This is a genomic window from Dietzia psychralcaliphila (genome assembly GCF_003096095.1).
GTDB classification, from domain to species: Bacteria; Actinomycetota; Actinomycetes; order Mycobacteriales; family Mycobacteriaceae; genus Dietzia; species Dietzia psychralcaliphila.
The window spans coordinates 2,859,712-2,881,951 of the sequence record NZ_CP015453.1 but is presented as its reverse complement, the minus strand read 5'-3'; the positions used below and the strand labels follow the sequence as shown (position 1 = coordinate 2,881,951).

23 protein-coding genes are annotated in these 22,240 nt (G+C 70.4%); 12 read left to right on the top strand and 11 right to left on the bottom strand.

The annotated features are described in order from the left end of the window. Window positions 1-41: 41 nt before the first annotated feature. The 6 genes from A6048_RS13270 to A6048_RS13245 all read right to left on the bottom strand — a co-directional run bounded on the left by A6048_RS13270 (window position 42) and on the right by A6048_RS13245 (window position 7,402). Window positions 42-1,217, bottom strand: a complete 1,176-nt coding sequence (locus A6048_RS13270) for a thiolase family protein (protein ID WP_107746047.1) — start codon at window positions 1,215-1,217, stop codon at window positions 42-44. A gap of 72 nt (window positions 1,218-1,289) precedes the next feature. Beyond that, window positions 1,290-2,828 (bottom strand): acyl-CoA synthetase, encoded by a 1,539-nt coding sequence (locus tag A6048_RS13265; RefSeq protein WP_107746049.1) that lies wholly within the window; start codon window positions 2,826-2,828, stop codon window positions 1,290-1,292. Between the two features lie 31 nt (window positions 2,829-2,859). After that, window positions 2,860-4,023 (bottom strand): acyl-CoA dehydrogenase family protein, encoded by a 1,164-nt coding sequence (locus tag A6048_RS13260; protein WP_107746051.1) that lies wholly within the window; start codon window positions 4,021-4,023, stop codon window positions 2,860-2,862. A gap of 101 nt (window positions 4,024-4,124) precedes the next feature. Next, window positions 4,125-5,627, bottom strand: a complete 1,503-nt coding sequence (locus A6048_RS13255) for a TRAP transporter large permease (RefSeq protein WP_107746053.1) — start codon at window positions 5,625-5,627, stop codon at window positions 4,125-4,127. Next, window positions 5,620-6,156 (bottom strand): TRAP transporter small permease subunit, encoded by a 537-nt coding sequence (locus tag A6048_RS13250; RefSeq protein WP_107746055.1) that lies wholly within the window; start codon window positions 6,154-6,156, stop codon window positions 5,620-5,622. Before A6048_RS13250 ends, A6048_RS13255 begins: the two co-directional genes overlap by 8 nt. Before the next feature lie 25 nt (window positions 6,157-6,181). Beyond that, window positions 6,182-7,402 (bottom strand): C4-dicarboxylate TRAP transporter substrate-binding protein, encoded by a 1,221-nt coding sequence (locus A6048_RS13245; protein ID WP_107746057.1) that lies wholly within the window; start codon window positions 7,400-7,402, stop codon window positions 6,182-6,184. A 272-nt stretch (window positions 7,403-7,674) separates the two neighbouring features. Here A6048_RS13245 and A6048_RS13240 point away from each other — a divergent pair, with 272 nt between their 5' ends. The 5 genes from A6048_RS13240 (at window position 7,675) to A6048_RS13220 (ending at window position 12,366) form a co-directional block, all read left to right on the top strand. Then, on the top strand, window positions 7,675-8,799 hold the full coding sequence (locus A6048_RS13240) for a YihY/virulence factor BrkB family protein (protein WP_107746059.1): 1,125 nt from the start codon (window positions 7,675-7,677) through the stop codon (window positions 8,797-8,799). Between the two features lie 10 nt (window positions 8,800-8,809). Further along, window positions 8,810-9,838: a dTDP-glucose 4,6-dehydratase gene (gene rfbB, locus A6048_RS13235; protein ID WP_107746062.1), complete on the top strand. Its 1,029-nt coding sequence runs from the start codon at window positions 8,810-8,812 to the stop codon at window positions 9,836-9,838. Continuing rightward, a complete protein-coding gene (gene rfbA / locus A6048_RS13230; RefSeq protein ID WP_107746064.1) occupies window positions 9,835-10,716 on the top strand; it encodes a glucose-1-phosphate thymidylyltransferase RfbA in 882 nt (293 codons plus the stop codon). Before rfbB ends, rfbA begins: the two co-directional genes overlap by 4 nt. A 134-nt stretch (window positions 10,717-10,850) precedes the next feature. Further along, window positions 10,851-11,774: a dTDP-4-dehydrorhamnose reductase gene (gene rfbD, locus A6048_RS13225; RefSeq protein WP_107746635.1), complete on the top strand. Its 924-nt coding sequence runs from the start codon at window positions 10,851-10,853 to the stop codon at window positions 11,772-11,774. Between the two features lie 22 nt (window positions 11,775-11,796). After that, window positions 11,797-12,366: a YdcF family protein gene (locus A6048_RS13220; protein WP_107746636.1), complete on the top strand. Its 570-nt coding sequence runs from the start codon at window positions 11,797-11,799 to the stop codon at window positions 12,364-12,366. Window positions 12,367-12,418: 52 nt separating this feature from the next. Here A6048_RS13220 and A6048_RS13215 read toward each other — a convergent pair whose 3' ends face one another. After that, complete coding sequence (locus A6048_RS13215; protein WP_235027252.1) at window positions 12,419-13,285, bottom strand: oxygenase MpaB family protein; 867 nt, start codon at window positions 13,283-13,285, stop codon at window positions 12,419-12,421. Window positions 13,286-13,480: 195 nt separating this feature from the next. On the opposite strand from A6048_RS13215, the gene A6048_RS13210 reads away from it, so the two are divergent. The 6 genes from A6048_RS13210 to A6048_RS13190 all read left to right on the top strand — a co-directional run bounded on the left by A6048_RS13210 (window position 13,481) and on the right by A6048_RS13190 (window position 17,345). Then, window positions 13,481-14,287, top strand: coding sequence for an SDR family oxidoreductase (locus A6048_RS13210; RefSeq protein ID WP_107746068.1), 807 nt, complete (start codon window positions 13,481-13,483; stop codon window positions 14,285-14,287). Window position 14,288: 1 nt separating this feature from the next. Beyond that, the gene (locus A6048_RS13205; RefSeq protein ID WP_107746070.1) at window positions 14,289-14,840 is read left to right on the top strand and encodes an LpqN/LpqT family lipoprotein; all 552 of its coding nucleotides are present in this window, start codon (window positions 14,289-14,291) and stop codon (window positions 14,838-14,840) included. A 78-nt stretch (window positions 14,841-14,918) separates the two neighbouring features. Next, on the top strand, window positions 14,919-15,578 hold the full coding sequence (rfbC, locus tag A6048_RS13200) for a dTDP-4-dehydrorhamnose 3,5-epimerase (RefSeq protein ID WP_107746072.1): 660 nt from the start codon (window positions 14,919-14,921) through the stop codon (window positions 15,576-15,578). A 63-nt stretch (window positions 15,579-15,641) separates the two neighbouring features. Continuing rightward, window positions 15,642-15,776: a hypothetical protein gene (locus A6048_RS18820; RefSeq protein WP_268817309.1), complete on the top strand. Its 135-nt coding sequence runs from the start codon at window positions 15,642-15,644 to the stop codon at window positions 15,774-15,776. A gap of 198 nt (window positions 15,777-15,974) precedes the next feature. Further along, entirely contained in the window at window positions 15,975-16,751 is a 777-nt protein-coding gene (locus tag A6048_RS13195; protein WP_107746074.1) for an enoyl-CoA hydratase, read from the top strand. Window positions 16,752-16,823: 72 nt separating this feature from the next. After that, on the top strand, window positions 16,824-17,345 hold the full coding sequence (locus A6048_RS13190; protein WP_107746076.1) for an arsenate reductase/protein-tyrosine-phosphatase family protein: 522 nt from the start codon (window positions 16,824-16,826) through the stop codon (window positions 17,343-17,345). Here A6048_RS13190 and A6048_RS18420 read toward each other — a convergent pair. Further along, entirely contained in the window at window positions 17,342-17,503 is a 162-nt protein-coding gene (locus A6048_RS18420) for a hypothetical protein (protein ID WP_017837921.1), read from the bottom strand. The two genes, A6048_RS13190 and A6048_RS18420, sit on opposite strands and share 4 nt — an antisense overlap. 39 nt (window positions 17,504-17,542) lie before the next feature. On the opposite strand from A6048_RS18420, the gene A6048_RS13185 reads away from it, so the two are divergent. Then, on the top strand, window positions 17,543-17,872 hold the full coding sequence (locus A6048_RS13185; protein WP_107746637.1) for a DUF4229 domain-containing protein: 330 nt from the start codon (window positions 17,543-17,545) through the stop codon (window positions 17,870-17,872). Window positions 17,873-17,956: 84 nt separating this feature from the next. Here the strand turns inward: A6048_RS13185 and A6048_RS13180 are convergent, their stop codons facing one another. From A6048_RS13180 to A6048_RS13170, 3 genes are all read right to left on the bottom strand, one after another. Continuing rightward, window positions 17,957-18,820 carry a hypothetical protein gene (locus A6048_RS13180; protein WP_107746078.1) on the bottom strand — a complete coding sequence of 288 codons (864 nt, stop codon included), beginning with the start codon at window positions 18,818-18,820 and terminating at the stop codon, window positions 17,957-17,959. 69 nt (window positions 18,821-18,889) lie between these two features. Further along, window positions 18,890-21,454, bottom strand: a complete 2,565-nt coding sequence (locus A6048_RS13175) for an ABC transporter permease (RefSeq protein WP_107746080.1) — start codon at window positions 21,452-21,454, stop codon at window positions 18,890-18,892. Continuing rightward, window positions 21,451-22,206, bottom strand: a complete 756-nt coding sequence (locus A6048_RS13170) for an ABC transporter ATP-binding protein (RefSeq protein WP_107746082.1) — start codon at window positions 22,204-22,206, stop codon at window positions 21,451-21,453. Before A6048_RS13170 ends, A6048_RS13175 begins: the two co-directional genes overlap by 4 nt. Window positions 22,207-22,240 lie beyond the last annotated feature (34 nt).

Below are 22,240 nucleotides of genomic sequence, written 5' to 3'. Positions count from 1 at the left end.
CCTTCCTCTACGTGGAATGGGGTGGCCCGCGGGCCCGGGGGTCAGAGGGCCTCGACGATGGTGGCGTTGGCCATGCCGCCGGCCTCGCACATCGTCTGGAGCCCGTAGCGTCCGCCGGTGCGGCGCAGGTGGTGGATCAGCGTGGTCATGATGCGGACCCCGGAGGCGCCCAACGGGTGTCCGAGCGCGATCGCCCCGCCGACGGGGTTGAGCTTGTCGTCGTCGGCCCCGAATTCGTCCCGCCAGGCCAGCGGTACCGACGCGAACGCCTCGTTGACCTCGTAGGTATCCAGGTCGGCAACGGACATCCCGGCGCGGTCGAGGACCTTGCGAGTGGCGGGGATCGGCCCGGTGAGCATGAGGACCGGGTCGTCGGCGACGACGGCGGAGGCCACGATCCGCGCGATCGGGGTCAGGCCCAGGGACTGTGCGACGTCCTCGTTCATGATGAGCACCGCGGCGGCGCCGTCGGTGATCTGCGAGGCGTTGCCCGCGGTGACCTTCCAGTCCACGTCGGGCCGCTCGGCTCGAGCGCTGTCGGAATCGAACGCCGTGCGTAGTCCGGCCAGCGTCTCGGCGCTGGTGCCCGGGCGGATCGACTCGTCGCGGTCCACCACGCCCGCCGGCGTGGTGACGGGCACGATCTCGCCGTCGAACCATCCGCCTCTCCGCGCGGCGTCCGCACGCTCGTGGGAACGGGCGGCGTACCGGTCCAGCTGCCCGCGGGTCAACCCCCACCTGCCGGCGACGAGCTCGGCGGCCACGCCCTGATTGGTCAGGTCCGGATAGCGAGCCCGGACGAGTGTCCCGTGGGGGTCCTGGTCGAGCCGGTTGACACCCATGGGGATGCGGCTCATGGACTCCAGGCCGGCCGCGATCACCACGTCGTAGGCACCGGCGACCACACCCTGGACGGCGAAGTCGACCGCCTGCTGGCTCGAGCCGCACTTGCGCTCGACGGTGACGCCGGGAACGTGCTCCGGGAAGCCCGCGGCGAGGGCGGCCTGTCGACCGACGGTGCCCGACTGTTCGCCGACCTGGCTGACGACGCCCACGATCACGTCGTCGACCAGCGCGGTGTCGAGGCCGGACCGGTCGACGAGGCCGGACAGGATCTGGGCGAGCAGGTCGACGGGGTGCAGGTCGGCGAGCGCGCCGCCGACCTTGCCCTTCCCCATGGGGGAGCGGACGGCGTCGATGATGACTGCGTTGGGCACGGATTCTCCGTTTCGTGTGGGGGGGCGGCCCTGAACCTGGGTGGGTGGCCCCGTTCCGGGCGGGTCGGACGTTCAGATGGACGCGTCGAGGCGGCCCTTGACCAACTTCCCGGTCTGGGTGCGGGGGATGACCTCGGTGAACTCGACCGTGCGGGGGCACTTGTAGCGAGCGATCCGCTCGAGGCAGTGCTGCGTGATGCGCTCTGCCACCGCGTCTGTCGGCTCGATGCCCGGGGCGAGTTGGACCACGGCCTTGACACTCTGTCCCATCACCTCGTCCGGGATGCCGATGACCGCGACGTCGAGGACGTCCGGGTGCACGGCGATGCAGTTCTCGATCTCCTGCGGGTAGATGTTGACCCCGCCCGAGATGATGGTGAACTTGGCCCGGTCGGTCAGGTACAGGTAGCCGTCCTCGTCGAGGTGGCCGATGTCGCCGAGCGTGGTCCAGTTCCGGTGGTCGGGATGCCTCGTCTCGGCGGTCTTCTCGGGATCGTTGTGGTATTCGAACGAGTAGTCGTCGCGCTCGAAGTAGATCCACCCGTCCTCGCCCGTGGCCAGTTCCTCGCCCACTTCGTCGCAGATGTGGACGAGGCCCGACGAGCCCGGTCCGACGCGGCCGACACTGCCGGGTTTGCGCAGCCATTCCTCCGGGGCAATGGTGGTGGCCCCGTTGGACTCGGTGGACGAGTAGTACTCGTAGACCACCGGGCCCCACCAGTCGAGCATGGACTTCTTGATCTCCACCGGGCACGGCGCGGCGGCGTGGATCGCGACCCGCATCGACGAGACGTCGTAGGACTCCCGCACCTCCTGCGGCAAACGGAGCATCCGGATGAAGTGGGTGGGGACCCACTGGCTGTGCGTGACCCCGTACTTCTGGATCCCGGCGAGGCAGTTCTCCGCGTCGAAGCGGTCCATGAGGATCACCGTGCCGCCGTGGGCCTGCGTTCCCGTGGCGTACCGCAGCGGCGCGGCGTGGTAGATCGGGGCCGGTGACATGTAGACCGTGTTCTCGTCGAAGCCGTAGTTCTGCTTCATCCGCGACACGAGCGACGGCCCCGGTTCGTCGCCGATCTGGGCCCCGTCCATCGCCGGTTTGATCCCCTTGGGGCGTCCGGTCGTGCCCGAGGAATAGAGCATGTCCGCGCCGCGCGGTTGATCCGCCGGCGGGGTGGTGGGCATGGTCGACATGGTGGCCTCGTAGTCGAGGTGCCCCGGGACCTCGCCGGCGAACGCGAGCCGGTGCTCGACGTGCGGCGTCTGGTCGACGATCGCCTCACCGAGTTCGGCGAGGGCGCCCGAGACGACCAGCACCCGGGCGCCGCTGTCGGCGACGATGTAGGCGACCTCGTCGGTGGCCAGGTGGGTGTTGACCATCGTGAAGTACAGACCGCAGCGCATCGCCCCCCAGTACAGCTCGAAGACGGTCGCGTCGTTGACCGAGAGCGCGGCGATGTGGTCGCCGGGCTTCAGACCCCGGGCGAGGAGCCAATTGGCGAACCGCGCCGAACGGGCCTCGAGCTCGGAGAAGGTGACCACGCGGCCCGTGGCGTCCTCGATGACGGCGGGCCTGGCCGGAGTGGCCGCGGCCCATTTTCCTGGGTACATGAAGGTCCTCCTGTGGACTACGTGCGGACCGTCAGAGCCCGAGGCTCTTGGCGATGATCGTCTTCATGACCTCGCTGGTTCCGCCGTAGATACGGGACACGCGGGTGTCGGTGTACAGGCGGGCGATGGGGTACTCGGTGATGTAGCCGTACCCGCCGTGCAGCTGCAGACACCGGTCGATCACGCGGGCGGCCATCTCGGTGGCGTGGAGCTTGGCCTTGGCGGCGTCCGCGACGGTGAGCTCGCCCCGGTCGAGCAGTTCCAGGCAGTGGTCCACGTACACGCGGGCCACCTCGACCTCTGTCGCGCACTCGGCCAGCACGAACTTGGTGTTCTGGAAGGAGGAGACGGGCTTGCCAAAGACGACGCGCTCACGCGTGTAGTCGGTGGCCAGTCGCAGCGCCGCCTCGGATTGGGCGACCGCGTTGAGCGCGATGCTCAGGCGTTCCTGCGGGAGGTTGTGGGTGAGGTAGGAGAACGCCGCGTCCTTCTCCCCGAGCAGGTTCTCCACGGGCACCTTGACGTCGGTGTACGACAGTTCGGCGGTGTCCTGCTGGCGTAGGCCGATCTTGTCGAGTTTGCGGCCCACCGAGAAGCCGTCGGCGTCGGTGGGGACGCAGAGGATCGACAGGCCGTGACGGCGGTTGTCAGGGTCGAACGGTGAGGTGCGGCAGACCGTGAGGATCATGTCAGCGGTGACTCCGCCGGTGATGAACGTCTTGGAACCGTTGACGACATAGTGGGTGCCGTCGGTGCTGAGCTTGGCGGTCGTGGCGATGTTCGCCAGGTCCGACCCGGTGCCGGGCTCGGTCATCGCGATGGCGGTCATCAACTCGCCGGAGGCGAAGACCGGCAGCCAGCGCCGTTTCTGCTCCGGGGTCCCGTACTCGAGGAGGTACGGCAGGATGAGGCAGCAGTGCACCGTATAGGAGCCGAAGGACACGCCGGCGCGGGCGACCTCCTCGAAGATGATCGCGCTGTACTTGAAGCTCGTCTCGCCGCCGCCGCCGCCGCCGAATTCCTCGGGGACCTGGATGCCGAGGATGCCGAGCTCTCCGAGCTTGTGGAAGAACTCGCGCGGTGGGCGTCCGTACTCGTCCCACTCCTCACGGTGCGGGGCCACCTCCTTGGTGATGAAGTCGCGCACCAACTGGCGGAACTCGTCCTGCTCTCGGGTGAAGATGGTCCGCTGCATGGTGACTCCTGGGGTTTGTCTCGGGTTTGTCTGGTGGTGGCTGCGTGGCTGGTGGAACCGGGCCGTGGCGGGTGGCCCGTGATCCGCTGGCGGTGACCCGGTCACTCCGCGGCGGAGGTCTCGGGCAGCCAGAGCGCGATCTCGGGGAAGAAGATCAGAGCGACGAGGATGACGGCGCTGGTGACGACGAACCAGGACACGCCCTTGAACACGTCGGACAGACGGACCGTCATCCCTTCGTTGACCTCGGGGTTCGACGCGATCCGGTGGACTATGTAGCTGAGCATGCCGATCGGCGGGGTGACCAGCGCCAGCTCGACCAGGATCACCATGAAGACGCCGAACCACAGCAGGCTGATGTCGAAGGTGGCCAGCACCGGCATGAGGATCGGCACCGTGAGCAGGATCATCGCGAGGCCGTCCATGAACATGCCCAGGATGAGGAACACGAAGATCAGCCCGAGGAGGAACAGCGTCCGGCTCAACCCGAGCGAGGTGATGGTCTCGGTGATCCAGTCGGCGACCCCGGACAGGGCCACCACGCGGGTGAGCACGTGTACTCCCATGAGGAGCAGGAAGATCGAGGCGACACCGGCTGCGGTCTCGCGCAGGGACGTCAGCACGGTCCGGACCAGGTGGCCGACGGAGCGGTCGTCACCGAACAGCCAGCCCAGCAGGATCGCGGCGATCGCACCGAATGCGCCGGCCTCGGTGGGCGTGAAGATGCCGGTGTACATGCCGCCGATGATGAGGATGAGGATGAGGGTCACCGGGGTGACGTCCACGAGGGAACGGAGCCGCTGGCCCCAGGTGTAGTGGGTGGTCGACCGGGGCCCGAGGGTCGGGTCGATGCTGCACCTGACGACGATGAGGACGCCGTACGCCAGGGCCGTGAGCAGTCCCGGGATGAGCGCGGCGAGCAGCTGGGGCCCGACCGGCGTCTCGGCCACACCGGCGTAGATCACCAGGACCACGCTGGGCGGGATGAGCATCCCGAGGGTTCCGGACATCGCGACGACGCCCGTGGCCAGCGACGGCTTGTACCCGGCGCGCAGCATCTCGGGGATGGTCGTGCGCCCCAGTGCGTAGGAGATGGCGATGGAGCTGCCGCTCGAGGCGGCCAGTCCGGCGCCCGCGAAGTTGGTCGAGACCGCCAGTCCGCCGGGCAACCGGCCGAGCCAGGCCTGGGCGGAGGTGAACAGCTTGCCCGTCAGATTGAACCGACCCATCGCCACGCCCATGAGGATGAACAGGGGGATGACGGACAGGCTCCAGCTGGCGGCGGAGGTGAAGGGGACGTCCTCGAACGTCACGGCCACGGCGCTGGTGCCCGCGAGCTTCCACAGGCCCACCGCGCCGGCACCCATGATCGCGATACCCACGTGGATACCGGAGACCATCGCGACGATCGACAGGAGGATGGTCAGGACGCCGACAGCGGTGTCGGGGAGGTCCGGAGTGAACAGGATGACCGCGGCGATGATCAGTGAGAAGCCGAAGTTGCCCCAGTAGGCCCGGATGAAGTTGCGGTTCGGCGTGGGGGCTGCGAGATCGTCGGTGCGGGCCACGCCGGTGTGGTCGGTGACGAGGGTGGTGTCAGACATCGGACTTCCTCGGACGGTCGTTGATCAGCAGGCTGATGATCGACATCAGGAGCTGGAGGGCGAACAGGGCGAATCCGATGGCCAGGACGATCTTCACCGGCCAGATCGGGATGGTGATCGCCCCGAGTGCGACCTGTTGGACCTCGACGGCGAAGACCGCCGCGGTGATCGAGTAGTAGGTCAGCGCCGAGACGAACAGGAACATCAGACCCGAGACGATCAGGTCGGACCACCAGCGGGAGACGGGGTCGAGGTACTGGGTGAGGATGGTGGCGTTGATGTGCTCGCCGATCTGCTCCGCGTACCCCATCGCGAGCATCACGATGAGGACCATCGACCAGTTCTGGGTGATCTCCAGCGTGCCGGAGAGGGGGGTTCCGGTCAGGTTCCGGGAGCTGACGTCCGCGGCGATGTGCAGGGCCATGACTAGGGTGACGATCCCCGCGATCACGGCGCATCCGTACAGCACCCGGGCGAGGGCCCGCTGCCCCGGAACGCGCCGCTCCGCGTCGGTGGTGGTGGTGTCCATCAGGTTCTCCAACTGCTCGAGGGGGTCAGGGCGCGGTGCGGTCGAAGATCTCGGACCGGACGGACTGCTCGAAGGGGGCCAGATCGATCTGGACCGACTCCGGGTCCTCCGGGATCTCGGCGAGGGCCGGGTCGTCGTACCCCATGTCCTCGAGCCGCGTCTTCCAGTCGGCCATGATCTGGCGGTAGCGCTCGACGGTGCCCTCGGGATCCTCGAGGTCGTCGGGGGCGCGCTCCGGAAGGGTGCGCAGTGCCTCCTCCTGGTACGTCTCGAGGGTGGCCTTGAGCTCGGGGTCGACGTCGTGGAAGCTCACGCTCTTGTCCGCGCCCTCGGCGAGCAGCCGCTGGTGCAGGACGATCCCCTCCTCGCGGAGGTAGCCGTCGAACCACGTCTGTCGGGCGTCGTCGATGATCTGCCGGGCGTCCTCGGGGAGCTCGTCCCAGACGTCCTTGTTCATGATCACGTACTGCGTGTAGCTCGAGAAGGGGATGTCGACGTAGTGTTTGGCGACCTCCCACAGACCGAGGGCGATCATGATCTTGCCGTTGGCCAGGGAACAGTCGATCACCCCGCGTTGCAGGCCCTCGTAGATCTCGCCGGTCGGCAGGGTCACCGGGACCATCCCCAGGGCCTCGATCTCGCCGTAGTTGAATGCGCCGCCACTTCGCACCCGTTTGCCCCGGGCTTCCTCGAGGCTGTTGACCGGGTCCTTGCACACGAGGTGGTAGTTGGTCGAGGGGGTCCAGGTGAACAGGAGCTTGATGTCCTGGTCCGAGAACTGCTCCTCGATCAGCGGGTCGGTAAGGGCGAACTCGCTGCCACCGGCGAAGGCCTGCATCATGCCGAGCGGGTACTCCGGCTCCACGACACTGGCCATCTGGCTGGTCCAGTCGGTCATGGGGAACTCGGACGGGTAATAGCTGGGGGTGAACATCCCCATGTCCACGATCCCGCCGCGGACCCCCTGCGCCATGTCGGCACCCTTGACCAGGCTGCCGCCCCAGTACTCGTCGAAGGTGATCTTGCCGCCGGTCTCCTCCTCGACCTGCTCGGCGAAGGCGCGGAAGGGGCCGGCGGAGGAGACGGTCGTGTAGTCGCCGTACCGGAGTGTGATCGGCTCCATGGTCTCGACGCTGTCGCCGGTGATGCGGTGGCCACCGGAGCAGCCCGTGGCGGCGAGCGCTCCGATCATCGTCAGGGCGAGCGCCGCGCGTCGGGCCACGCGGTTTCGGTTGCTGCGGGACATCGGGGATCCTTCTGGTTCCGGACCGGTCGCGTGAAGGTGCGTCCGGGGTCCTGATGGATGGCCTGAGGGGGTGTGCGGCAGACCGCTCGATCCGCGCGCTGGTGTAATCCAGATCACGTTTCGAACGTTCGTTAAGTTAGTTGCGTCACGTCGGCTTGTCAAGAAATGATTGTCATAGATTCGGGGTCGGGCTCGGCATTGCGTGCCCACCGAGGCGGCCCGACGGGCGCGGCGCGCCACACGACTCACGCCCGAGCAGCCACAATCAGGGCATGACCACTTCCGGCGGGACCGCGTCGACCGCACGACGACGACTCCGCACCGTCCGTCTGGTCCTCGAACGCTCGGTGGGCGAGTTCTTCCGCGACCGTGGCCCCGACCAAGCGGGTTCGCTCGCGTTCTACGGGGTGCTCTCCTTGTTTCCCGCGCTCTTGGTGGTGGTCTCGCTGCTCGGCGTGTTCGGGCAGGGGGCCAGGACCGTGGACGCCCTCATGGAGATGCTCTCCGACATCGCCCCGCCGGAGGTGCTGGACCCCGTCCGCGGCCCGGTCGAGGCCGTCGTCACCACCCAGGCCGCCGGTACCGCGCTCGTGGTGGGGGTGGTTGTAGCGCTGTGGACGGCGTCGCGCTACGTCTGGGCCCTGGGTCGTGCGATGAACACGGTGCTCGGCGTCGAGGAGGGTCGGCCACCGTGGCGGCTGCTGCCCGTCGGTCTGTTGCTCACGGCGCTGCTCATCATCCTGGTGGCCATCGGCGGACTGGCGCTGGTGTTCACCGGCCCCATCGCCGAGACCGTGGGCGGGTGGATCGGGCTGGGCGAGACCGCGCTAGCCGTGTGGAGTGTGGCCAAGTGGCCCGGGGCCCTCGTCTCCGCTGTTCTCGCGTTGGCGATCCTCTACCGGTTCGCTCCCAACGTGGCCGGTCGGAAGTTCCACTGGGTGTCCCTGGGCGCGGCCGCGGCCCTGCTCATCATCGCCGTCGCCACCGCCGGGTTCGGATTCTTCGTCTCCAACTTCGGGAACTTCAACCGTTCGTACGGGTCGCTCGCAGGGATCATCGTGTTCCTGTTGTGGTTGTGGTTGGTCAACATGGCCGTGCTCTACGGTGCGCGGCTGGACACCGAGGTGCTGCGCGTCCGACAACTGCGGGCGGGGATTCCGGCCGAGGAGGTCGTGCAGGTGACCCCGCGCGACACGACGGCCAGCGACTTCTTCGCGCGCCGGCGGGCCAAGATGCTCGCCGACTACCGGGAGCTCCGCCGGGAGCCGGCCCACCCAGTCGTCGATGACTCCGCTGGTGACATGGACGCCAGGGACGCGGATGCCGGTGACGTGGATGCCGCTGACGTGGATGCCGAGGCCGGGGAGACGACCGAGGCAGCACCCCCGCGGCGGTAGGGTTGGGCGCATGCGCCTCGTCGTCACCGGGGGAGCCGGGTTCATCGGCGCCAACTTCGTCCACACCGTGGTCCGTGATCACCCGCACGCCCACGTCACCGTGTTGGACGCCATGACGTACGCCGCCAACCGGTCGAGTCTGGCCGGACTCCCGTCGGATCGGGTCGAGCTGGTGGAGGCCGACTGCGCCGACCCCGAGGTGACCGACGGGCTGGTCGCGCAGCTCACCGGTCCGCAGGACGCCGTGGTCCACTTCGCTGCCGAGAGCCACAACGACAACTCGCTGGCCACGCCGTGGCCCTTCGTGCACTCCAACATCGTGGGCACCTACGCCGTGCTCGAGGCCTGCCGTAGCCACGATGTGCGCCTGCACCACGTCTCGACGGACGAGGTCTACGGCGACCTGCAACTGGACGATCCGGCCAAATTCACCCCGGCCACCGCCTACAACCCGTCGAGCCCCTACTCGGCCACCAAGGCAGGCGCGGACATGCTGGTGCGCGCGTGGGTCCGCAGCTTCGGTGTCCGCGCCACCATCAGCAACTGCTCCAACAACTACGGCCCGTACCAGCACGTCGAGAAGTTCATCCCCCGTCAGATCACCAACCTGCTGACCGGCCAGCGCCCCCGCCTCTACGGAAGTGGCGCCAACGTCCGCGACTGGATCCACGTGGACGACCACAACGCCGCGGTCCTGGCCATTCTCGACCGCGGTCAGCCGGGGCGCACCTACCTGATCGGCGCGGACGGCGAGCACTCGAACCTCGAGGTGATGCAGATGCTCTGCGACCTCATGGGCGCCACCGGCACGGGCGGGGACCCGGGGTTCGACCACGTCACCGACCGGCCAGGACACGACCTGCGCTACGCCATCGACGCCTCCGCCACCCGCACAGAGCTGGGGTGGCAGCCGCAGCACACAGATCTGCGCGAGGGGCTGAGCGCGACCATCGAGTGGTACCGCGACAACCGCGACTGGTGGGAACCGGTCAAGGAGCGCGTCGAGGCCAGGTACGCACGGACGGAGAAGGTGCTGTGAAGGGCATCGTCCTGGCCGGCGGTAGTGGCACCCGTCTGCGCCCACTCACATTGGCCACGAGCAAGCAGCTCATGCCGGTGTACGACAAGCCGATGATCTACTACCCGCTGTCCACGCTCATGCTGGCGGGCATCCACGACATCCTGCTCATCACCACCCCCGAGGACGCGCCGCAGTTCCGTCGGCTCCTGGGCGACGGCAGTCAGTTCGGGATCACCCTGAGCTACGTCGAGCAGGCCGCGCCCGAGGGGCTGGCGCAGGCGTTCGTGCTGGGTGCGGACCATATCGGCGACGAGCCGGTGGCGCTGATCCTGGGCGACAACATCTTCTACGGTCCCGGGATGGGCACACACCTGCGGCGGTTCGCCGACCCCGACGGTGGCGCCGTGTTCGCCTACCGAGTCGCCAACCCGAGCGACTACGGGGTGATCGACTTCGACGCCGACGGCCGCGCGGTCAGCCTCGAGGAGAAGCCCGAGAACCCGGCCTCCGACTTCGCCGTCCCGGGCCTCTACTTCTATGGCGCCGACGTGGTGGACGTGGCGCGGAAGCTCGAGAAGTCGCCGCGCGGCGAGTACGAGATCACCGACGTCAACCGCCACTACCTCCGCGAGGGGCGCCTGCAGGTGGAGGTGCTCCCGCGCGGCACCGCCTGGCTGGACACCGGCACCCACGACTCGCTGCTCGACGCGGGCAACTACGTCCGGACCATCGAGGACCGGCAGGGTCTGAAGATCGGCTGCCCGGAGGAGGTGGCGTGGCGGATGGGGTATCTCGACGACGACGAGCTCACCGCCCGCGCCCACGACCTCCGGAAATCGGGGTACGGGGCCTACCTCCTCGACGTGCTCCGCCGCGAGAAGGGTCGGCAGTGGTGAGCGACGGCCGTCCCGACGACCAGCCTGCACAGCCGCTCCCCTCGGGGCACTCCAGCGTGAGCACCGGCGCAGGCGGGAGTGCATCGGCAGGAGCGGCCGCAGAGGGTTCCGGGGACGCCTTTCGCCCCACCGGGCTGCCGCGGATCCTCGTCACAGGAGGCCGCGGGCAGCTCGGCCACGCGCTCTCCGGGGTGGCCGACGCCCCGGGCCGTGACGGGCTGGACATCACCGATCCCGCGTCGATATCCGCCGCCCTGGACCGCTTCTCGCCCGAGGTGGTGCTCAACGCGGCCGCGTACACCGATGTCGACGGCGCCGAAGCCGACGAGGCGGGGGCCCGGGCGATCAACGCCGTCGGCGCCGAGGCGCTCGCCGCGGCGTGCCGGGACCGCGGAATCCGGATGGTCCACATCAGTACCGACTACGTCTTCTCCGGCGAGATCCCCGGAGGAGGTGACCCGGCCACCGCTCCGGCGCTCGAGCCCAAGGACCCGACCGCCCCCACGACGGCGTACGGGCGGACCAAGCTGGCGGGGGAGCGGGCTGTGCTGGCTTCGCACCCGGGGGCGACCATCATCCGCACCGCGTGGCTCTACACCGGCCCGCATCGCGAGTTCCTCGGCCTGTCCGGCAGCGATTTCGTGGCCACCATGGTCCGTCTGGAGCGCCAGCGAGACACGCTCAACGTGGTCGACGACCAGTGGGGCTCGCCCACCTACACGCAGGCCCTCGCCGGCGGTCTGCTGGAGATGCTGGCCGCCGAGAAGGCCGGTCGGGTCGACACCCGAGGGCTCACCCTGCACGCGGCCGGAGGCGGGCGCGCGACGTGGTGGGAGCTCGCCCGCGAGGTGTTCAGCTGGTACGGCGCCGATCCGGAGCGGGTCCGTCCCTGCAGTTCGGACGAGTTCCCACGCCCGGCACCGAGGCCGGCGTTCTCCGTGCTGTCCGATGCCTCGTGGCAGGCGGCGGGACTCTCACCGCTACCGGACTGGCGGGCCGACCTCGCACGCGCGATCGCCGAACACGCACGGGTCGCGCGCGGCGGAGGTGACCGGTGAGGCGACCGGCAACCCTGCGCGCATGACCCGTCCACGATTCGGTCCACGCCTCCGCCGCGCGGCTCTCGCAGCAGGTGCGATCGGCATCGCCGCCGCCCTCGCCCTCACCGCCTGGGGCGTGTTCCTGCTGCAGCCCCGCGCGGACGAACCGGTGACCGCCGACGCGGTGGTCATGCTCGCCGGGGCCGACGACGGCCGGCACGCCTATGCCCGCGAGCTGGTGGAGGCGGGGTACTCCGACACGCTGCTCGTGAGCAATCCGGGCGGCAACTCCGAACGCGTCGCCCGCCGGCTCTGTACCGGCGCGGATCGACCCGACGGCGCCGAGGTCGCGTGCTTCGCTCCCGAGCCGCGGACCACGTGGGGGGAGGCTCAGGCGGTCGCCGCGATCGCCAGGGCCCGGGGCTGGGAGCGCGTCCTCGTCGTCACCAATCGTCCCCACACCCTGCGGGCCGGTCGGTGGATGCGGGCGGGGACCGGAGTGGACGTGCGGATGGCGCCGATCGAGCGCATCGACTGGCCGATGCTCCCGGTGCACCTGGTCTGGGAGATCGCGGGGTTCGCCAAGGGCCGGGTCAACGGCCACTGGTAACCGACACCGATCCTGGCCACCGGTCATTGACCACCGGGGACGGCGCGGCGTGTCAGGCGGGTCGGGATCGCATGGCGGACGGCACGGCGATGGGCGCGCGCGTGGTCAACATCGGGGCCCCCAGGCCCTCGTGCGCCCTGGTGATCCGGCCGAAGACGGCGGCGCGGTCCATCGGTCGGTGCGGAAGGTCGAGGGCGCGGCGCACGTCGGAGGGGACCAGGCTGGCGGCGGCGTGGACTACCGTCACGCACGAGCGGTGGGCCGTGACGGAGGTGTCCACGACGCCTTTGCACGCGCGCGCCGTCTCGCGCAGACGAGTCGCGGCCCGCCGACCCGCCGAGGTGGCACGAGAGCGGTCGCGGGAGGAACGGAGCAACTGCTCGAGTTCACGGACCGTCATGGGGGAGACCCGGCAGCCCTGCAGGTGCGCGATCCCGGCAGCCTGGCGGACATACTGATCGGACTCGGTCGGGGTGAGCGGCCGCGCGGCGAACCGCTGGTAGGCGGCGAGCAGGGCCCACGTGGTGGCGGCGTGTGCCCACTCCACGAGTGCCGGGTCCGAACCGTAGAAGTACTGGCCGTGCTCGGTGGTGCCGGAGAAGGAGGCGCGGTCGCGGTGCGAGTTCTCGATCGTCACCATCGCATCGTCGACAGTGCCGAACGTGGCGATCTCGATGAGATCGTGCAGGTAGTCGTCGGCCGCCCAGGGACTCTCGACCGCGTCCGCGGCGGCGAGCGTGGCCGCGTAGGCCGGGTTGGCGGCCAGCATGAGCAGTCCGGTGGTGACGCCGATCGGGGTGGCCGCATCGCCGTGGACCCGCCAGATGGGGTCACCCGGGTGGAACCAGCGGGGGCCGGGGATGTCGAGGATCGAGCACACGGGGGTATCCGCGGCACCGCGTGGAGCAAGTGGTGACATGGGCACGCCCTGGGGTAGTTGCGCCGTGCGTGACGGCCGGATGGTTCCTGTCAACGACTGTAACTCCCGTCCCGCCGGTCGGCCGGGATTCCCTGGGGGCGGGCTGAGAAAATCCCGTGAACGTAGGACGGGGACACGGCCTCTAGGCTGGGAGTGCACACCTAGAGAGCCCCGACTCGCACCAGGAGACGCCACGTGAGCCCTTCCCCCCTTCCCGCCCCCCGCACCGGCCCCGTCGTCCCCGACCGCTTCGCCGGCAGGACCGCACTCGTCACCGGCGCCAGCCGCGGCATCGGCCTGGGGATCGCGCGACGTCTGCTGTCCGAGGGGGCGTCCGTGGTGATCACCGCCCGCGGGCAGGAGGGCCTCGACGAGGCGGTCGCCGAACTGGGCGCGCCGGACCGGGTGCTCGCGGTGGCGGGCAAGGCCGACGACGAGGATCACCAACGCGAGGTGGTGGCGCGGGCCGAGGAGGCCTTCGGGCCCGTGGACCTGCTGGTCAACAACACCGGCATCAACCCGGTGTTCGGCCGGACGATAGACGTGGACCTGGCCGCCGCACGCAAGATCACCGAGGTCAACGCCCTCGGCACCCTGGCCTGGACGCAGAAGGTCTACCACTCGGGTCTCGGCGAGCGGGGCGGGGCCGTGGTCAACGTGGCCTCGATCGCCGGCCTGGCGCCCTCGCCGGGGATCGGGTGGTACGGCGCCACCAAGGCGCTGGTCATGCGACTGACGCAGGAACTCGCCGTGGAGGTCGGCCCCTCGGTGCGCGTCAACGCCGTGGCGCCGGGCGTGGTCAAGACCCGTTTCGCCGAGGCGCTGTACACGGGCCGGGAGGAGCAGATGTCCGCCGCGTTGCCGGCGGGCCGCCTGGGGGTGCCCGACGACATCGCCGGTCCCGTGTCGTTCCTGCTCTCCGACGACGCCCACTGGATCACCGGGCAGACGATCGTCGTGGACGGCGGGGCCCACATCGTCGGCGCCGGGCTGCAGGGCTGAGATGACCTCGATCCAGGAGTACTGCGCCTCGACCGGCCGCTCGCTCGAGGCGAGCCCGCCGATGGCGGTGGCCGCGCAACCTCTGACCTGGGTGGACAGTCCGCCGTGGCAGCGGATCGAGTCGCCCGAGCCGTCGGCCGTGATCTACGTGGACCCGGGCGCGCACCGCGACGGCTTCTCGCCCAACGCCGTGGCCACCTGCGCTCGTGTCGCGCCGGCGATGTCGACCGACGACGCGGTGGCCATGATCGTCGCCACCGCCGAGGTTCTCTCCGACTGGACGTTGGTGGAGGAGGTCGCGGGTGAGGGTGACGAGGACGCGGGCGCCGTCCGCAGCGTCTACCGCTTCGTCCGGGGCACCTACACGGCCGAGCCCGGAGAGATGGCCACCTCGAGCCTGATCGTGGGATGGAGCGACGACGATGCGACCTATGTCTTCCAGTTCGTCGTGACCGGGTGGCGCGAGGACGCGGGTCTGCACGACTCCGCCATGGACTGCCTGCTGATCGGCGAGTGGTCGGCCGGGCAGATCGTCGGCGCCATGAAGGGTTGACGCGCGCGGGCGGCCCCGACGTGTCCCGCTAGGGTGGGCGGGATCGGAAGTCAGGTGACCAGGAAGGCGGGACCGCCGGTGCAGCTACGCGAGCTGAGCGTGACGGGGGCGTGGGAGATCACCCCCCGCCAGATCTCCGACGACCGCGGGGTCTTCCACGAAGCGTTCACCGACCAGGCATTCCGCCGCCTGACCGGGCACCGCTTCGACCTCGCGCAGGTCAACGTGTCGGTCTCGGGGGAGGGTGTCCTGCGCGGCCTGCACTACGCCGATGTCCCGCCCGGCCAGGCCAAGTACGTGCTGTGCCCGTCCGGATCGGTGTTCGACGTGGTGGTGGACGTGCGGGTGGGGTCGCCGACCTTCGGCGAGTGGTCCGGGGTGATCCTCGACTCGAGTGACCAGCGGGCGATCTACGTCCCGGAGGGCGTGGCTCACGGATTCCTCTCGCTGGAGCCGCAATCCACGGTGATGTACCTGTGTTCGGAGGGGTGGCGGCCGGGGGCCGAGCACGCGGTGGACGCATTCGACTCCCACGTCGCGATCGACTGGCCCTCCGTGGCCCTCGACGGCACCCCGATCACGCACGTGATGAGTGAGAAGGACCGTGACGCCCCGAGCCTGCTCGACGTCGCGGCCGCCGGACGGCTACCACGGTGGGAGGACTGCGAGGCTCACGTGGAACGGCTACGCGAGGCCACCACCCGTGTGGACGACGAGTGGCGCCCGAGCGCCGACTGACATACCCTAGGGGGTATCGGACGGCGCACCGTCGAGCCGACAACCCCCTCAAAGGAGGACGCCATGTGTTACCCCGTCACCTGCCCCGTCTGCGGCAAGATCACCTGGGACGGCTGTGGTCAGCACATCGACGACGTCAAGGCTGCCGTGCCCGCCGAGAAATGGTGTGGCGGCGAGCACCCGGCCCCGGCTCGCTAGTCCCCGGGTCGGCAATCCCCGGCCCGCTAGGCCCCGGCTCGATAGTCGACGCCTCGGTCACCCCGGGCGCGTTGATCCCGACCTCCACGCGTTGATCCCGACCTCCATCGGGGGCGTCGGCCTCCACTCCGGCGCCGCGGACCCGTCCGGCGGGGTAGAACCGGGGGACACGCACTCCCGTCCCCCCCGGAGGCCCCAGTGAGCACCCCCTACGTCCTCGTCGAGCGCAGCGGCCCGATCGCGCGCGTGACCCTCGACCGGCCCGAGCGCCGCAACCCGCTCTCGATGCAGATGATGCGCGAGGCCACGACCGCGATCCGTGAGCTCGGCGACGACCCGTCGTGCGGCGTGGTGGTGGTGACGGGGTCCGGCCCGGCCCTGTCCGCCGGGCACGAGATCGGCGAGATGATCGACCGCACGCTGGATCAGGAGCGCGAGGTCTTCGACACCTGCGTCGAGCTCATGGAGTCGATCCAGGCCATCCGCCAGCCCGTGATCGCGGAGGTGCAGGGCCACGCCATCGCCGCCGGCTGTCAGCTCGTGGCGACCTGCGACCTCGCGGTGACCGTCGATTCGGCGCGCTTCGGTACCCCGGGCGTCAAGATCGGGTTGTTCTGCTCCACCCCGATGGTCGCCGTCTCCCGCACCATCGGGCGCAAGCGCGCGCTGCAGATGCTTCTGACCGGCGAGACGATCGACGCCGCCACCGCGGTCGAGTGGGGCCTGGTCAACGAGGCCGTACCGGCCGAGGAGCTTCGTGCCCGCGTCGACGAGCTGGCCACACGGATCGCCGACGCCAGCCCGCTGACCCTGGAGATCGGGAAGCAGGCCTTCTACCGGCAGATCGATCTCCCGCAGGACGAGGCGTACCGGGAGATGGCGGAGACCATGGCCACCAACGCGGTCACGTGCGACGCCCAGGAGGGCATGACCGCGTTCCTGGACAAGCGCACCCCACTCTCGCGCGGCGAGTGACGCGCGGGCGACGGTTCCGCGTGGTGCCCTGCCGATCCGTCGGCGCGGTGGCCTGCTACTAGGATCTGCGCCATGGCGATCTCGGTGATGGCGGTCTGTACCGGCAACATGTGTCGGTCGCCGCTGGCCGAGCGACTGCTCGCCGCGCGAGCCGCCGACGCGGGACTCGACGTGGTGGTGGACTCCGCGGGGACGCGGGCGGTCAACGGTATGGAGATCCACCGCGAGACCCGCCGGGTACTCGAGGCCTACGGCGGAAGCGCAGAGGGCTTCGCCTCCCGGCTCCTCTCCCCTCGGCTACTCCGGGGCCATGACCTGGTCCTCACGGCTACCCGCGCCCATCGCGACGCGGTGCAGGAGATGGCCCCACTGCTGTGGAAGAAGACGTACACACTGCTGGAGGCGGCCCACCTGGCGGACGCCGACGGATCGCTGACCGTCTTGGGCCTGGCCCGGGCCCGACTGGGCGTGGACACCGACGACCCGGCGTGGGACGTCGAGGACCCGATCGGCCGCGAGTCCGACGTCTTCGACCGGACCGGGGCGCAGATCAGCGACGCGGTCGACTCGATCGTCGATCTCCTGGCCCGCTAGGGGTCCAGGGGTTTACGCCCGTCGAGATCCCGTAGGAAATCAGGGTCGTCGTCCGGGGCGATCACGCGCGGCGGTGCCGGCCGTGAACCGGGCCCGAAGGCCCGCCACAGCAGGATTGCCACGGTCACCACTCCGATGAGTGCGAACAGCCAGATCACTCGAACCTCCTTCCCACCACGATACGTATCCTGGTGTTCATGAGCGAGCGAGACGAGACAGCAATCCCGGCGAAGGCGCCGGTCGGTTCCACACCCGGCGCACGCCTGGCCCGCAACATGATGTTCTACACCGTGTTGAGGCTGCTCATGGTGGTGGCGCTGACCCTGGTCATCATCGGGATCGGTCGCCTCGCCGGGGTGGACGTCCCGGTGCTCGTCGCCGCGATCCTGTCGGTGCTGATCGCGCTCCCGCTGTCGATGATCCTGTTCACGCGCCTGCGGGCGGAGATCAACTCCGACATCTCCGCCGTCGACGCCGGCCGACGGGTCAAGCGCGAGGACCTACGTCGTCGGATGGATGAGGCCTGATCACGCTGGCCGCCAACTGAATCCGGGCACGGCCTGAATCGGGCACGGCCTGAATCGGAGAGCACGGTGGCGCTCGGGGTCGATCTAGCGGGTCGCCCCGCCCGACAGTGACGGAGTGGGCCAGGGCAGCGCCGGGAGTCGTTCCGAACCGTATGACCCGGCCGGTCCGTGCGAACCCGTCCACCCGAACGGCGGCAGGGCCGAGGTCGGCGGCGCCGAGAGATCCGGCTCGGGGGTCCCGGTACCGGTCGGCACCGTGGTCGGCATGGTGGGCGGTGCCGGCTCCGCGGATCCGGGAGTGGACTGCTCGACCTCACCCGGGGACGTCGTCTCGACGTCGCCCGGTGTGGTGGGTTCCGTTCCGGCGGGGGTGGTGGGCGGGGCGGTGGGGGGCGTCGTCCCCTCCGGTGGGGTCACCGGCGTGGTCTCCTCGGTGGTTCCGTCGCCCGGCTCACCGTCTCCCGGTTCGCTCTCGCCTGCGTCGCCCTCGGTGGGCTCATCGGCGTCGAGGTCGTCGCCGTCGAGCCACGGGTCCTGCACCCCGATGTCCGTCCGCGGCTGTGCGGGAGTCCACTGGTTGGTGGTGGTGGTCGTGCTCGCCTGGGGCGCGCGGGAGGGTGCCCACGTGCCCGCGTCCTCGTCGGCCACGTACAGAGCGCCCGGGGCGGGTTGCACCCCGATGTAGTAGCGGCTGAGGCAGTGGTCGGTGACGCTCTGGGAGCCGTCCGTGAAGAAGGTCATCCCCGGGGTGCCGCCGTCGGCCTCGGTCGCGCACCGGGCGATGAACCGGCCCGGCTGGGATTCCCGTTCGGTCGGCTCGGCCGACGAGGTCAGTTCGGTGGCAGAGGCGGACCGCGGGGCTTCGGAGAGGACCTGCGGCTCCGGCTGTGCGCACGACGCCGCTACCAGCGCGATCGCGCCAGCGGCCAGGAGCACCCGAGTTTGCATAACGATAGTGTCTCAGTTCCGTCAAAGGATGGCTACCGGAAGAAGCCGCGAAGATCGCGAACCCGGGCGTCAGATCCCGGTGATTCGCGTCCGGACCGCCCCGAGTGAGGCCACGGCTGCGGCGAGGACAGCGGCCACGACACCACCGGCTCCCACAGTGAGCAGATCGGTCACGGGTAGACCAATGTTACCGGTTGTCCCGGGACCCACCAGGGCGGCCGCACCGTGCGCGCCGAAGGCCGCTCCCAGGACCGCCCCGAGAGCCGAGGCGCTCGCCGCCACCAGTGCGGTCTCCAGCACGAGCATCAGCCACACGCCGGTGCGGGTGACGCCCACGCCGCGGAGGAGCGCGATCTCGCGGGTCCGTTCCCGGATCGCCAGTGTGAGGGTGTTGACCACGCCGACCAGCGCCAGCGCCACCGCCACCGCGAGCAGTAGTGAGCTGGACGTGAGTACGGTTCGGACGGAGCCGGCGATCTGCTCGCGGGAGGCGAAGGTCTCGGTGACGGCCAGTGACGGGTCGGCGTCGACCGCCGCCGAACGCACCCCGTCGAGCGCCACCTCGAGTCGCTCGCCCTCGAGCCCGTCGTCCATCCGGAGCCACTGTTCGGTGCGGGGGACGAACTGCTGCGGTATCTCCTCGCCCGCGGGCCACGGGGATCCGTCCGGCAACTGCGCCACGGGCCAGGCCGGCACGCTCCCCGGACGGGCCAGGGCCCACTGGTCACCGGAGCGGCGCACGACGAGGTCCCGTCCGTCGTCGTCGGAGAAGAACGTGAACCGGACGGTGTCGCCGTCACGGGCGCTCGCGGCCACGGGGGAGGACTCCGGCAGTACGATCTCGCCCGGGCCGGGCAACGTCACCTCGCGACGCATCACCTGCTCGACCCGCGACGGGTCGGCTACGCGCAGGACGGTGCGCCTGCCCTGATCGTCCTCGGCGTACATGTCGACGACGACGAGGGACTCCGCCACCCCGTCCAGGCCCGCCAACTGCTCGGGCAACCCACCGGGCAACACCCCGTCGGGGGCGGTGACGGCCACGTCCAGGGGCACCCGGTCGACCAGCCGCGACTGGATGGCGGGCCCCAGCAGGGCGATCCCGGTGACCATGGTCGCGGTGAGCGTCACACCCACGAGGACGGCGGCCGCGGTGGCGGCCGTGCGGCGGGGACTGCGTGCGGTTTTGCGGGCGCCGAGCAGGCCGACCGGACCCAGGAGCAGACCGAAGACCGGGCCGACCGCGCCGAGGAGGGTGGGCAGGGCCCCGGCGGTCACGGCAAGGACCCCGAGGAATGTCAGCACCCCCCAGGCGCCGGCCTCGACCACGGACCGAGAGTCCACCGCCGAGGACATGCCCGTCCACCCCGCGACCGCGACCGCGGATCCCGCCAGGACCATCGCGAGTCGCCGCCACCAGGGGTCGGGCCGGACATCGCCCGGGCGGAGCGCCTCCAGTGGACTGCCCGAGGTGGCCCGCCACAGCGCGGGCAGAGCGGTGAGCAGTGTGACCCCCACGCCCACCGCGGCGGCGAGCGCGTACGCGCTCGGCGGCACGGTCACCTCCTGAAGCGGGATCGTCACCCCGAGCCGGGGCGCCTCACGGGAGGCCACCGAGACCCCGAACCGGCCCAGCGCCAGTCCGGTGGCGGTGGCGAGCACGGCCACCACCAGCGCTTCGACGGCCCCGGAGAGACGGAGTTGGAAGCCGGTCGCGCCGAGGCAGCGCAGCAGCGCCGTCTCGCGGACGCGGGCGGTGAAGACCACCGCGAAGGTCGTCCCGATCACGAGGGCGGCCACCGCCACGGCCAGCACGGTGAACGCGAGCAGCGCCCGGGTGTAGACGTCGCGACTGCCGACGAACGATTCCGCGAGCGCCCGGGCCTCCGCCGAGCCCGTGGAGACCTCGACTGCCGACGTGCCCGGGATACCGGCCAGCCGCTCCGCGATCTCCGCCGCGAGGGCGGTGCCGGGGACCGAGCCGTCCCCGGCCACGCGCACGTCGCCGCCCGCGCCCGACGCGGACCACTGCTGGACCTGCTCGTCCACGGTGTACAGGGGGAACGCGGACGTGAGGTCCGGTTGGCCTGACAGGTCGAACAGGCCCACCACGGTGACCGGGGCGGGATCGGACCGCCCGGCCGGTTGGACCTCGAACGTGGCGCCCAGCGGGACGTCGGAGTCGGCGCGCACGGCCACCTCGCCGGGTCGGGCGGGCAGGCGGCCCGACGCCAGGGGCTGCCACCGCAGGCGGTCGTCGGGGGAGAGCGCCGTCGCCGTCGTCATCTGTTGGGCCCGTCCCTCCGCACGGACCCGGACGTACGTCTGGGAGTCGACGGTGAACGCCCGGACCCCGGGCGTGGTCGCGATCGCCTCAAGTCCCATCCGCTGGGCCCCGGCGGCCTCCTCCCGGGTGGCGTCGGTTCCGGCGGAGGTGCGGTCGCCGAGGTTCTGCACGAGTACGGCGGTGTCGGAATAGCGCATGCCGAAGGTGGCGTCCGCGCTGGCCGTTATGGTGCGCAGCACGCCCGCCGAGGCCAGGACGAACCCCACGGCCACGGCGATGGCCAGGAACGTGCCCAGATAGCGACCCGCGTGCGCGCGCAGCTGGCCCAGGACCAGCCGGGGACTCACGCCGTTGCCGGGCGACGGCCCGCGAGCGCCCGCATCGCGGCGTCGATCGACTCGGGGGTGGGGGAGTCGACCTCGTCGGCGATCCGTCCGTCTGCCAGGACCAGCACCCTGTCCGTGTGCGCGGCGGCGTGGGCGTCGTGGGTGACCATGACGACGGTCTGGCCGGCCTCGCGGACGCAGGCCCCGAGCAGCCCGAGCACTGACTCGCCCGACCCCGAGTCGAGGTTGCCGGTGGGCTCGTCCGCGAACACCACGTCGGGCCGGGGGAGCAGGGCGCGGGCGATGGCCACGCGCTGCTGCTGACCGCCCGAGAGCTCGTGGGGTCGTCTGCGGAGGAGGTCGCCGATCCCGAGTTCGTCCACCAGGGAGTCCAGGCGTCCGCGGTCCGGGCGACGGAAGGCCAGACGGACGGGCAGCACGATGTTCTCGCGCACCGAGAGCGAGGGGACCAGGTTGAAGGACTGGAAGACGAAGCCGACCCGGGTGCGACGCAGACGAGTCCGGCCGGCGTCCCCCAGGCGGGTGACCTCGGTGGACCCGATGGAGATCGTGCCGTGATCCGGGGTGTCGAGACCGGCGAGGCAGTGCATCAGGGTGGACTTGCCGCTCCCGGAGGGGCCCATGACGGCGGTCCAGCGACCCTTGTCCACCGAGACGTCCACGTTGTCGAGAGCCCGGACCTCGACGCGACCGTGCGCATAGGTCTTGCGCAGGCCTCGTGCCCGGATCGCGATCTCGGGGGGTGGGGTCACGGGGGTCCTTCCATCGAACGTGGCTTCCGGCGCC

Bases quoted from the DNA above. Each gene is read 5' to 3' on its own strand.
- A6048_RS13265 (WP_107746049.1), bottom strand. From the start codon at position 2,828: ATGTACCCAGGAAAATGGGCCGCGGCCACTCCGGCCAGGCCCGCCGTC.
- A6048_RS13260 (WP_107746051.1), bottom strand. From the start codon at position 4,023: ATGCAGCGGACCATCTTCACCCGAGAGCAGGACGAGTTCCGCCAGTTG.
- A6048_RS13255 (WP_107746053.1), bottom strand. From the start codon at position 5,627: ATGTCTGACACCACCCTCGTCACCGACCACACCGGCGTGGCCCGCACC.
- A6048_RS13250 (WP_107746055.1), bottom strand. From the start codon at position 6,156: ATGGACACCACCACCACCGACGCGGAGCGGCGCGTTCCGGGGCAGCGG.
- A6048_RS13245 (WP_107746057.1), bottom strand. From the start codon at position 7,402: ATGTCCCGCAGCAACCGAAACCGCGTGGCCCGACGCGCGGCGCTCGCC.
- A6048_RS13240 (WP_107746059.1), top strand. From the start codon at position 7,675: ATGACCACTTCCGGCGGGACCGCGTCGACCGCACGACGACGACTCCGC.
- rfbB (WP_107746062.1), top strand. From the start codon at position 8,810: ATGCGCCTCGTCGTCACCGGGGGAGCCGGGTTCATCGGCGCCAACTTC.
- A6048_RS13220 (WP_107746636.1), top strand. From the start codon at position 11,797: ATGACCCGTCCACGATTCGGTCCACGCCTCCGCCGCGCGGCTCTCGCA.
- A6048_RS13215 (WP_235027252.1), bottom strand. From the start codon at position 13,285: ATGTCACCACTTGCTCCACGCGGTGCCGCGGATACCCCCGTGTGCTCG.
- A6048_RS13205 (WP_107746070.1), top strand. From the start codon at position 14,289: ATGACCTCGATCCAGGAGTACTGCGCCTCGACCGGCCGCTCGCTCGAG.
- A6048_RS18820 (WP_268817309.1), top strand. From the start codon at position 15,642: ATGTGTTACCCCGTCACCTGCCCCGTCTGCGGCAAGATCACCTGGGAC.
- A6048_RS13190 (WP_107746076.1), top strand. From the start codon at position 16,824: ATGGCGATCTCGGTGATGGCGGTCTGTACCGGCAACATGTGTCGGTCG.
- A6048_RS13185 (WP_107746637.1), top strand. From the start codon at position 17,543: ATGAGCGAGCGAGACGAGACAGCAATCCCGGCGAAGGCGCCGGTCGGT.
- A6048_RS13180 (WP_107746078.1), bottom strand. From the start codon at position 18,820: ATGCAAACTCGGGTGCTCCTGGCCGCTGGCGCGATCGCGCTGGTAGCG.